This is a genomic window from Tateyamaria pelophila (assembly GCF_019966495.1).
GTDB lineage: Bacteria > Pseudomonadota > Alphaproteobacteria > Rhodobacterales > Rhodobacteraceae > Tateyamaria > Tateyamaria pelophila.
Genome location: NZ_JAIMIA010000148.1, coordinates 1 through 9416, shown reverse-complemented (window position 1 = coordinate 9416; position 9416 = coordinate 1). Strand labels below are relative to the sequence as shown.

At 57.9% G+C, this 9416-nt stretch carries 13 protein-coding genes and 1 tRNA gene; 6 read left to right on the top strand and 8 right to left on the bottom strand.

What is annotated here, in order from left to right; genetic code table 11:
- Positions 1 to 477 precede the first annotated feature (477 nt).
- Positions 478 to 717 (bottom strand): Lrp/AsnC family transcriptional regulator, encoded by a 240-nt coding sequence (locus LC354_RS24320; RefSeq protein WP_223428562.1) that lies wholly within the window; start codon positions 715 to 717, stop codon positions 478 to 480.
- Positions 718 to 859: 142 nt separating this feature from the next.
- Between LC354_RS24320 and hisB the strand changes: the two genes are divergently transcribed.
- From hisB to LC354_RS24305, 3 genes are read left to right on the top strand one after another with little or no spacing between them, the layout of a single operon-like run.
- The gene (gene hisB, locus LC354_RS24315; protein WP_223428561.1) at positions 860 to 1447 is read left to right on the top strand and encodes an imidazoleglycerol-phosphate dehydratase HisB; all 588 of its coding nucleotides are present in this window, start codon (positions 860 to 862) and stop codon (positions 1445 to 1447) included.
- Positions 1444 to 2085, top strand: a complete 642-nt coding sequence (hisH, locus tag LC354_RS24310) for an imidazole glycerol phosphate synthase subunit HisH (protein WP_223428560.1) — start codon at positions 1444 to 1446, stop codon at positions 2083 to 2085. Before hisB ends, hisH begins: the two co-directional genes overlap by 4 nt.
- Positions 2086 to 2106: 21 nt before the next feature.
- Positions 2107 to 2745: a sulfotransferase family protein gene (locus LC354_RS24305; RefSeq protein WP_223428559.1), complete on the top strand. Its 639-nt coding sequence runs from the start codon at positions 2107 to 2109 to the stop codon at positions 2743 to 2745.
- A gap of 54 nt (positions 2746 to 2799) precedes the next feature.
- Here LC354_RS24305 and LC354_RS24300 read toward each other — a convergent pair whose 3' ends face one another.
- The 4 genes from LC354_RS24300 to hisA form a co-directional block, all read right to left on the bottom strand.
- Complete coding sequence (locus LC354_RS24300; RefSeq protein ID WP_223428558.1) at positions 2800 to 3684, bottom strand: hypothetical protein; 885 nt, start codon at positions 3682 to 3684, stop codon at positions 2800 to 2802.
- 316 nt (positions 3685 to 4000) lie between these two features.
- Positions 4001 to 4309: a phosphoribosyl-ATP diphosphatase gene (locus tag LC354_RS24295; RefSeq protein WP_223428557.1), complete on the bottom strand. Its 309-nt coding sequence runs from the start codon at positions 4307 to 4309 to the stop codon at positions 4001 to 4003.
- A complete protein-coding gene (gene hisF / locus LC354_RS24290; RefSeq protein ID WP_223428556.1) occupies positions 4306 to 5067 on the bottom strand; it encodes an imidazole glycerol phosphate synthase subunit HisF in 762 nt (253 codons plus the stop codon). Before hisF ends, LC354_RS24295 begins: the two co-directional genes overlap by 4 nt.
- 93 nt (positions 5068 to 5160) lie before the next feature.
- Positions 5161 to 5877, bottom strand: coding sequence for a 1-(5-phosphoribosyl)-5-[(5-phosphoribosylamino)methylideneamino]imidazole-4-carboxamide isomerase (gene hisA, locus LC354_RS24285; RefSeq protein ID WP_223428555.1), 717 nt, complete (start codon positions 5875 to 5877; stop codon positions 5161 to 5163).
- A 133-nt stretch (positions 5878 to 6010) separates the two neighbouring features.
- Here hisA and LC354_RS24280 point away from each other — a divergent pair, with 133 nt between their 5' ends.
- Positions 6011 to 6388, top strand: coding sequence for a DUF2147 domain-containing protein (locus LC354_RS24280; RefSeq protein ID WP_223428554.1), 378 nt, complete (start codon positions 6011 to 6013; stop codon positions 6386 to 6388).
- 63 nt (positions 6389 to 6451) lie between these two features.
- Here the strand turns inward: LC354_RS24280 and LC354_RS24275 are convergent, their stop codons facing one another.
- From LC354_RS24275 to rlmB, 3 genes are all read right to left on the bottom strand, one after another.
- Positions 6452 to 6922, bottom strand: coding sequence for a CoA-binding protein (locus LC354_RS24275; RefSeq protein WP_223428553.1), 471 nt, complete (start codon positions 6920 to 6922; stop codon positions 6452 to 6454).
- A 229-nt stretch (positions 6923 to 7151) separates the two neighbouring features.
- Entirely contained in the window at positions 7152 to 7442 is a 291-nt protein-coding gene (locus LC354_RS28165; RefSeq protein WP_223428563.1) for a hypothetical protein, read from the bottom strand.
- Between the two features lie 9 nt (positions 7443 to 7451).
- Entirely contained in the window at positions 7452 to 8228 is a 777-nt protein-coding gene (gene rlmB / locus LC354_RS24265; RefSeq protein WP_223428552.1) for a 23S rRNA (guanosine(2251)-2'-O)-methyltransferase RlmB, read from the bottom strand.
- Between the two features lie 109 nt (positions 8229 to 8337).
- Here rlmB and LC354_RS24260 point away from each other — a divergent pair.
- A tRNA-Tyr gene (locus LC354_RS24260) sits at positions 8338 to 8421 on the top strand.
- Positions 8422 to 8514: 93 nt separating this feature from the next.
- Positions 8515 to 9360 (top strand): hypothetical protein, encoded by an 846-nt coding sequence (locus tag LC354_RS24255; protein ID WP_223428551.1) that lies wholly within the window; start codon positions 8515 to 8517, stop codon positions 9358 to 9360.
- Positions 9361 to 9416: the final 56 nt, after the last annotated feature.

The following is a 9416-nucleotide window of genomic DNA, read 5'->3' as shown; positions in this document are numbered from 1 at the left end:
AGACGATGTCATCAAGCAGTACCTGGAATTACATTCCGACAAATGATGCCTCCGGCGTCAGCCGGTGGTCCTTCACTCAGCCCTGCGCTGCGCAGATGCAGGTCAAAACTGACTGTCCCCGACGCCCCCAGCCTGTCAGCAGCGGATAGGCAAACGCTTTTTCCTGTGGCGCGGAGCGACTGTATGAGCGGGGCAAGCGTCACGTCATGACCGTCCGATACACCTGAGGCAAATGCCGGGCCTGAGAAAAGTAACGGGGGAAGGACAGCCGATGCACTGGCAACGACGCCGCAGCGCAACATCGCGCGCCGCGTTTTGCTTATCCTGCCGAATTCTATGCAACGCTTTGTCATTCCGTCCGCTTTTGTTCGATGCGCAGGCACACTGCTCCAGGACACACAACCTAGGGCGTCGAAGGGTAGGAACAATGTCGCGTACTTCTGGCAGATGACGCTGACCTGCGGGCAGACAGGGTGCTCAAAACACTTTGTAGGTCATTGTGGTCAGGGATCGCTCAATGCCGTTGATATCCAGAAGCCTGTCATTGATATATTTCCCGACATCCGCGGTGGTTGGAATATAGACCTTCATCAGCAGATCAAAATCTCCCGATGTGGAATACAGCTCTGAGTGGATTTCGCGCAGCGCGATCTCTTCGGCAACCTTGTAAGTCGTGCCGGGACGGCACCGGATCTGGATAAAGACGCATGTGGACATCGGGCTAGCCTTTCAAAGTCGCAATGGCGTTTAAGTGACACGGAGCAGCCCTTGAGTGCAAGGGATCCGCGCAGGGCTTGGCGGCGCAGGATTGCCCGCCTATAGAGAGCGCGAACCAACGTAACAAACCCGGAGGCCGCCCATGCGCCGCGCCACCCTGACCCGCAAGACCGCCGAAACGGACATCAGCGTTGAGTTGAACCTCGACGGAACAGGGGTTTATGACAACCAGACCGGGGTCGGGTTTTTCGACCATATGCTGGACCAATTGGCCCGCCATGCGCTGATCGACATGACCGTGCGTTGCAGCGGTGATCTGCATATCGATGACCACCACACGGTGGAAGATGTGGGCATCGCCATCGGGCAAGCACTTGGCCAGGCCGTCGGCGACAAACGCGGTATCGTGCGTTACGGATCGTGCCTTTTGCCAATGGATGACGCGCTGGTGCGGGCCGCTCTTGATCTGTCGGGCCGCCCGTTTCTGGTGTGGAACGTGGAATTGCCGACATCCAAGATTGGCACCTTCGATACCGAACTGGTGCGCGAGTTCTTTCAGGCGCTGTCGACCCATGGCGGCATCACCCTGCATGTGGACATGCTGCACGGGATCAACAGCCACCACATTGCCGAAGCGGCGTTCAAGGCCGTGGCGCGTGCGCTGCGTATCGCGCTTGAAGTCGACCCGCGCAGTGCCGGGGCCATCCCGTCGACCAAAGGCGCGCTATGAGCCTCACGGTCCTGATCGACTACGAAAGCGGTAATCTGCACTCGGCGCACAAGGCGTTCGAGCGGATGGCGCGGGAGGCGGACGCGGGCACAATCGTTGTCACGTCTGACGCGGACGTTGTGGCGCGGGCTGACCGGATCGTTCTGCCTGGGGACGGGGCCTTTCCCGCCTGCGCCGAAGCCTTGCGGGGCACCGGTGGACTTTATGACGCGCTTGTCGAAGCGGTTGACGGCAAAGGCCGCCCGTTTCTGGGGATCTGCGTCGGGATGCAGTTGATGGCCACCTGGGGGCGGGAATACCGCGATACCCCGGGTCTTGACTGGGTGGGGGGGCAGGTCGTGCACATCGATCCCGCCGATCCGGCGTTGAAGGTGCCGCATATGGGCTGGAACGATCTGCATCTGGATGCCGCACACCCTGTTTTTGAAGGCGTCCGATCCGGGGATCATGCGTATTTTGTGCATTCCTATCATTTCGAGGTTGCCGACCCGACAATGCGACTGGCCCATGTCGACTATGGCGGAGATGTGACGGCCGTTGTCGGCACCGGAACCATGGTTGGCATGCAGTTCCATCCGGAAAAGAGCCAGGACGTGGGCCTGCGCCTGATCCGCAATTTTCTGACATGGGCGCCATAGTTTTTCTGGGAGAGTTTCGTCGTGTCAAAGGTTTTTGGGATTGGTTTGCACAAGACCGGAACGACGACGCTTGGAACCTGCTTCAGGGAACTGGGCTTTGATCACCTGAGTTGCCGAAAGGATCTGTTGGCCAAACTGCGCAAGGGTGAGGTCGAAGCGATCTATTCAGAAATAGACAAATACCAATCCTTTGAGGATTGGCCTTATCCGCTGATGTATAAAGAACTGGCCGAGCGCTATCCGGACGCGAAATTTATCCTGACCCTGCGAAAAGACGCCGACGTATGGTTGCGGAGCTTTCACAGGCACAGCCTGAGGCGATCATCGATGAAAAACGCGCAAAAGCTGGCCTATGGCGTAGCCTATACCTTGGGCAACGAAGAGTATCTGAAAGAGTTCTACAAAACACACGAGGCGGATGTGCGGGCGTTTTTTGCACAAACGGAACCGGATCGACTTTTGGTTTTGTGTTGGGAAACCGGCAGTGGTTGGGATGAATTGTGCAGTTTCTTGGGGCTGGACGTGCCCGCCACGCCGTTTCCGCACGAAAACAAGGATGGAACGGCCAAAAAGAGCATTCGTCTCACGCGGCGAAAATACGTGAACCTGATCAATATGAGGTTTCAGCATGTCATGAAACGACTGTTTGCAGGCTCATAACCCGACATTTTTTACGAGACGTGGCGACAGGCGTCAAAACGGTCTTTCCAACGCTTAGTTGATGCCAAAAACCTTACGCTTGACCTGATCCAAGATGCTGCGATCTTGACGATAAGGTCGATCATTGAAGACTTTTTTCTGGGTCGGGTAAACTTCGCCGATGATGTTTACCAATCTGCGCGGTTGATCCGAAACCTCGCGGGTCGTGACGCCGTGAATGGACTCGATACTGTTGATGAAAAGCGCCAGTTTGTTTGGATCGTAAGTGACGCTGTCCGTGACAACAACATCGTCCGCATCGATAATCCGGGCGCGGCCGATGCGTTTGCGTTGAGGCGTCTTCCACGTACAGATTTCCAGATCACCGCCCTTGGACCCATCATCGGGGTGGCGCAGATAAAACAGGCCCGCAAAAAGTTCGACAGGATTGTCCAGATGCGCCGTGCGTACGGATGTCATGGGAACCGTTGGCGGAGAATTGATCGCAATTTGACAATCCAGTGCAATGTCGCTCTCGTCTTTCGCATCGCTGAAAAACCGGACTCCGGCGCGCGGTTTGTTCAAAGGCGACTTTTTTTGCATTGCAGCGATGATGTGCGGGTGGGTTTCGGAGATGACATCCCCGAGCTTGGACAGGAATTCGTCCAGAAAGTCCTGGGATGTGTGATACTCGGAGAACTCTCTCCACAGCCCCAAATCCAATGCAGGGTTCTTTTCGATATGTGCGGCTGGAAGGTCATAGCGGGCATTGGCCCGGTATTTTTCGTCTGGTTTTTTTCCACGATGGTGTTCGAAGATAACTCGCTCCGAGGGGAAGGTTTCCGACAGCTCAGCATAGATCGCATCCGGCAAAGCGTTTTCTATCACCAAATAGGGAAATGGCGTTTTTCTGAGTTGGGCACCGTCAAAATTTTGGAGGACGCTGAGTTTTGATGTCATGGTGAGAAATTACTTTTTTGCTTTGTTCGCGTTCTAAACTTTGACTTTACTAACAGCAACGCGGTGCGGGTCGAGATGTCAATAACAGACATGACGCTTGACTGATGTCCCGGGCCAGGGTGCAGCCGTCCGTATTAGGGGAAGACGCGGGTGCGTAGCCAAGAGAGCAATGTCGGATTCGTCTGTGGGCTGGTGTTAAAAAAACATCGGTCTGTCCTTCGGGTCTTGCGCCGGGTCGAAGCGCGCTTCTCGCACAGGCTTGCGCGGCCGCGCGCCCAGGAGGTGTAAATTGGCACTGCACAGGCAGCGACAGGTCTCAGGTACGCGCAGCTTTTTCCGCGATGCCGGACGTGCCTTGCCGTCGGGCCAGCTCCGCCATCACATCCTCCAGGGCGACATCGCGCGCCGCCAGCATGACCAGAAAATGATAGAGCACATCAGCGGCTTCGGATGTGAGGGCATCCTTGTCGCCTTTGACGGCCTCGATGATGGCCTCGATTGCCTCTTCGCCGAATTTCTCGGCGCATTTTTCCGGGCCTTTGGCCAGCAGCTTGGCCGTCCAGGAGCCATCGGGGTCGGCCCCCTTGCGGGCCTCGATGATTGCGAACAGGTCATCCAGCGTCATGTCAGCCTCATTGGGATGCCCGCGGCGGCCATATGCGCCTTGGCTTCCGCGATCGTGAAATCTCCAAAGTGGAAAATCGACGCGGCGAGCACCGCGGAGGCATGGCCCTGCAACACACCTTCGACCAGATGATCCAACGTGCCGACGCCGCCCGAGGCGATCACGGGGATGCGGACGGCATCTGCGATGGCCTGTGTCAGCGGCAGGTTGAATCCTGCGCGTGTGCCGTCACGGTCCATTGATGTGAGCAGGATTTCTCCGGCCCCTTTTTCCGCTGCAGTGCGTGCAAATTCGACGGCATCGATGCCGGTCGGCTTGCGCCCGCCATGGGTAAATATTTCCCAGCGTCCCGGTGCGACGGTCTTGGCGTCGATAGCGCAGACGATGCACTGGCTTCCGAATTGATCAGCGGCCCGTGCCAGCACATCCGGATCCGCAACGGCGGCCGAGTTGAACGAGACCTTGTCTGCCCCTGCCAGCAAGAGCGCGCGCACATCTGCAACGGTCCGCACCCCGCCACCGACGGTGAGCGGAATAAAGCACTGCTCGGCCGTGCGCTGCACCAGATCGAACATGGTGCCCCGGTTTTCGTGGGTGGCGTGGATGTCGAGAAAGCACAACTCGTCCGCGCCCGCCGCGTCATAGGCACGGGCCGCGGCGACCGGATCGCCGGCGTCTACCAGATCGACAAAGTTCACACCTTTGACCACGCGGCCATCGGCGACATCGAGGCAGGGAATGATGCGGGTTTTCAACATGGGCGTCTGATAGTCTGCTTTGCGGGGTGTGGAAAGAGGCTCTGCCCCTCGGCCTTTGGCCTCACCCCGGGATTTTCTGGAACAGAGAAGGGATCAGGCGAGGACTTTGAGCGCCTGCGCCAAGTCGATTGCGCCATCATAGAGGGCGCGACCCGAGATAGCCCCGGCAATGACGTTGGTGGCCTTGAGCGCCGTGAGATCGGCCAGCGACGAGACGCCACCCGAGGCGATCACGGGGATCGAGACGGCGCGGGCCAGGCTTTCGGTGGCCGGGATGTTCGGGCCGCCCATGGCGCCGTCGCGGTTGATGTCGGTATAGATGATCGCGGCAACGCCCGCGTCCTCGAACGAGCGCGCAAGATCGGTTGCGATCACATCTGTCTCGGTGGCCCAACCCTTGGTCGCCACCTTGCCATCACGCGCATCGATCCCGACGGCCACCTGGCCCGGAAAGGCGCGGGCCGCTTCGCGCACGAGATCCGGGTTTTCGACCGCCACGGTGCCCAGGATTACCCGGGCGAGGCCTTTGTTCAGCCAGGCTTCGATGGTTGCCATGTCCCGAATGCCGCCGCCCAGTTGCGCAGGCACATCGCAGGCCGCCAGAATCGCCTCGACCGGGCCGGCATTGACCGGTTCGCCTGCGAACGCGCCGTTCAGGTCGACCAGATGCAGCCACTTGCAACCGGCCTCGACGAACGCGCGGGCCTGTGCTGTGGGGTCATCATTGAACACGGTGGCGCGTTCCATGTCGCCATGCACCAGCCGTACGGCATTGCCGTCTTTGAGGTCGATTGCGGGGTAGAGGATCATGGGAGCGTGCCTTTCTGGAGGGTCGCCGCGTCTTGGCACCTCTGCGCCGGATTCGCAACGCGACCCAAGGTCATTCTTGCGCAAAGGCTGCGCAACGGCGCATTGTTTGCAGCAACAGGGCAGGAGTTCAGACATGAAGTATCTCGTGACGGCCGCATGTGTGGCCATTGCAACCGCAGGCGCGGCACTGGCCGAGCCGGCAACCGGGACGTGGAAAACGGAGCCCGGTGACAGCGGCGCCTATCTTCATGTCGACATCGCGCCGTGCGGCGCAAAGCTTTGCGGGACGATCGTCAAGGTTGTTGCGAGTGACGACCAATCCAGCGTCGGCAAGCCCATCATCTGGGACATGAATTCCGATGGTGACGGCAGCTATTCCGGCGGTAAAATCTGGGCGCCCGATACGGACAAGACATACCGATCCAAGATGTCGCTGCATGGCGATGCACTGAAAGTGTCTGGCTGTTTCGGGCCGATCTGCCGCGGGCAGGTGTGGGCGCGAATGAACTGATCACGACTGCGCAGAGTGCCGACAGGATCTCAGATGTGCCGCGAAAGACGCAGGATCAGGTCTTTACAGTTTGGATGAAATCACACCGGTCGCGAACCCGCCCATGCGCAATTCGCCATGAAGACGCTGGTATTCGATTTTCGGACAGCGGTTCTGGATCACGGTGATGCCGCGGGCTTCGGCCTTCGCCGCGGCTTCGGCGTGTTCGACACCGATCTGCATCCAGATGGTGCGCAAATGCGGCAAGGCGGTCAGCGCCTCGTCGACGATGTCCGGCACGGCATCGGAACGTCGAAAGATGTCGATCATGTCCACAGATGCAGTGAGATCATCCAGGCTTCCAACGACGGTTTCCCCAAACAACTGTGTTCCCTGATAGGCAGGGTTCACGGGCAAGACGCGAAATCCTTTGAGCTTCAGGTAACGTGCAACGAAGTAGCTGGGCCTGACCGGGTTCGTCGAGACGCCGACGACCGCCACTACCTTGGTCCGGTCCAAAACGTCGCGCAACATCGTGTCTGAGTATTGTGTCATGCGCTCCATTTACACAAAAGGATAGGAATAAAAAAGGCGCCCCTGACGCAAAGCGAGAGGGGCGCATGAGTTTTGGAACGAGGGACAGTAAATTCAACATTCAGGGGTTCCATCTCCTGATGTTCACGACAACAGATGGGGTCATCCGAGCGCTCATTAAAGACCATCTCGCAAATCTGTGAACAGTGCGTTAAGTGGCGGATGGGTTGGCGCGGGGCGGTTTTCAGCCTTAGTCAAAGATGTCTTCAACGATATCAAACACATCCTCGAACAACTCTCCCCAGCGGGATTTGCGGCGCTTCATTTTCTTTTTCGAAGGCTTCGGACGCGGCTGGGTTTGCATCGCTGATGGCCGGGGCGACATGCGATCCGTTGTGCGATTTTTGGGCAGCATCTTGAGATTGTGCAGCGGCGCGCCACAACTGGAACAGGCCAGTTCGTGCCGCTCCTTGCCTGCAAGAACAAGGGCCGCGCGGGTGCCGCAATAGCAGCATGTCGCGATTTTTGTCGGGTGGGCGATTGTCGCCTCCTATGCATGATCCTTGCTGGCATATAGGGCGAGGGCCGCCGCATTTGAGACGTTGAGCGACCCAAACCCACCTGCTGCGTCGATTTTGACCAACGCATCGCAGGTTTCACGGGTTTTCTGGCGCAGGCCCGGCCCTTCTGCGCCCAGGACAAGCGCGACGGCACGGTCTTTGCGTCCATGCAGGGCGGTCTCGATCGTTTGGTCCGCATCGCCATCCAGACCAAGAACAAGATAGCCCATGCCCTGCAATTCGACGATGGTGTCCGCCAGATTGCGCACGCGCACATACGGTTGACGTTCCAGCGCGCCCGAGGCCGATTTTGCCAATGCGCCGGTTTCTGGGGCTGCGTGGTGGCGCATTCCAATGACCGCAGATGCGCCCAGCACTTCGGCAGAGCGCAGGATTGCGCCCACATTGTGCGGGTCGGTCACACGGTCGAGCAGGATCAGGCGCGGCGACGCCGCACCGATGGCCACGTCCGCCACATTGCCCCAATCCAGCGGTTTGACTTCGAGCGCCGCGCCCTGATGTACGGAGCCCGGATCAATCGGGGCGGTGAACCGTCGCGCATCGACCACTTCGGGTTCAATGCCAGCCGTTTCAATGGCATCGGCCAGTTTTCCTTGCGCATTCAATGTCACGATCAGCCGCAATTTGGTGCGCGCAGGGTTCAAAAGCGCATCGCGCACCGCGTGCAGCCCGAAAAGCCAGACAGTCGCGTCGCGCTCGACCTTTTTCGACTGTTCTTTCTGAACAACCCACTTCGGCTTTTTCATCGCGGTGTCCTTTGCGGCTCCGGGGCGTTCATTTCGGCCTTGACCCTGTATTTGCGTCCCGTTAATCACCCCCTCACGTCAACCGGGGTTTACGCTCCTATGACGTAGTGGGCGACAGGCCGCAAGGTGTGGCAGGGGACTGTAACTCCCTCGCGGAGACGCACGCCTGGTTCGATTCCAGGGTCGCCCACCATCCACCTTACAGCGTTGATTTATCTAGCTATTTGCGATAACATCAACGCTGAGATGGCATATTTTCGATACATATCGCACGGTTTTCGATACAATGGCGGCTGAGAAGAAGGTAAAATACCTGAAAATCGACCGTGGGCGGTACTACTATCAACGCCGCGTCCCAGATCAGTTCAGGAGCCTACTTGGGATTTCGAAGTGGCAGATGCCATGTGGCGATGTCAGCTATGCGAAAGCCGTTCAGCTTGTCGTCAACTGGGCTGAAGAACACGATGACCTTTTGGCCAAGCTCAAGTCTCCTGAGGGCTATGATACTATCGAAGCTGATGTCCTGCGAACAGAAGACACCCAGCATCGGACACATATGGAAAGCCTCGGCGGGACCGCCATGTACCTGGACGGTGAAGATTTAGTTCCATTTGATGACATCGCAAAACCATGGCAGGCCGCGCTGCAAGAGGTTTCTGAACTGGATGCATACCACACGAGACCAAAAGCTCCCGTACATGAGGTGTTGCAACTCAAAGCAAAGATCGCCCATGCAAAACGCGGCGGACCTAGGCTTGGGAAAATAAGGCTATCCCCATACCCTGAGTTCATTGAACTAGCACAAGTCCACATGCTTGATAATGAGATCGTGGACTTTGAGTTCACGCCGCACCCTGCTAGACCCATGTCTGACGAGCGATACCTCGATCTTTTAACCGACATTTATAATCAATTCTTTGGAGAGGGTTCGATACCACCGTCGGACCCAGATGATCGTGACGAATACACCTTCGCCAAGAAGCGCATAGAACGCAAAATATCCAGCGTAACACCAGACCCTGACAGTATCACAGCAGTCCTTGAGAAATATTTGCAGCGCGACAAACAAGATGAGAATCCAGCGTCAATCAGGATGAGAACGCGGGGGTTGGGCGTCGCAGGGAGGGCGTAGCCCGACTGGAGAGGCCCAACCCCCGCGTTTCGCCCAAATTGGGCGGGTCTGACGGT

Coding starts and splice junctions, on each gene's coding strand:
- LC354_RS24320 (WP_223428562.1), bottom strand. CDS start 717: ATGTCCACATGCGTCTTTATCCAGATCCGGTGCCGTCCCGGCACGACT.
- hisB (WP_223428561.1), top strand. CDS start 860: ATGCGCCGCGCCACCCTGACCCGCAAGACCGCCGAAACGGACATCAGC.
- hisH (WP_223428560.1), top strand. CDS start 1,444: ATGAGCCTCACGGTCCTGATCGACTACGAAAGCGGTAATCTGCACTCG.
- LC354_RS24300 (WP_223428558.1), bottom strand. CDS start 3,684: ATGACATCAAAACTCAGCGTCCTCCAAAATTTTGACGGTGCCCAACTC.
- LC354_RS24295 (WP_223428557.1), bottom strand. CDS start 4,309: ATGACGCTGGATGACCTGTTCGCAATCATCGAGGCCCGCAAGGGGGCC.
- hisF (WP_223428556.1), bottom strand. CDS start 5,067: ATGTTGAAAACCCGCATCATTCCCTGCCTCGATGTCGCCGATGGCCGC.
- hisA (WP_223428555.1), bottom strand. CDS start 5,877: ATGATCCTCTACCCCGCAATCGACCTCAAAGACGGCAATGCCGTACGG.
- LC354_RS24280 (WP_223428554.1), top strand. CDS start 6,011: ATGAAGTATCTCGTGACGGCCGCATGTGTGGCCATTGCAACCGCAGGC.
- LC354_RS24275 (WP_223428553.1), bottom strand. CDS start 6,922: ATGACACAATACTCAGACACGATGTTGCGCGACGTTTTGGACCGGACC.
- rlmB (WP_223428552.1), bottom strand. CDS start 8,228: ATGAAAAAGCCGAAGTGGGTTGTTCAGAAAGAACAGTCGAAAAAGGTC.
- LC354_RS24255 (WP_223428551.1), top strand. CDS start 8,515: ATGGCGGCTGAGAAGAAGGTAAAATACCTGAAAATCGACCGTGGGCGG.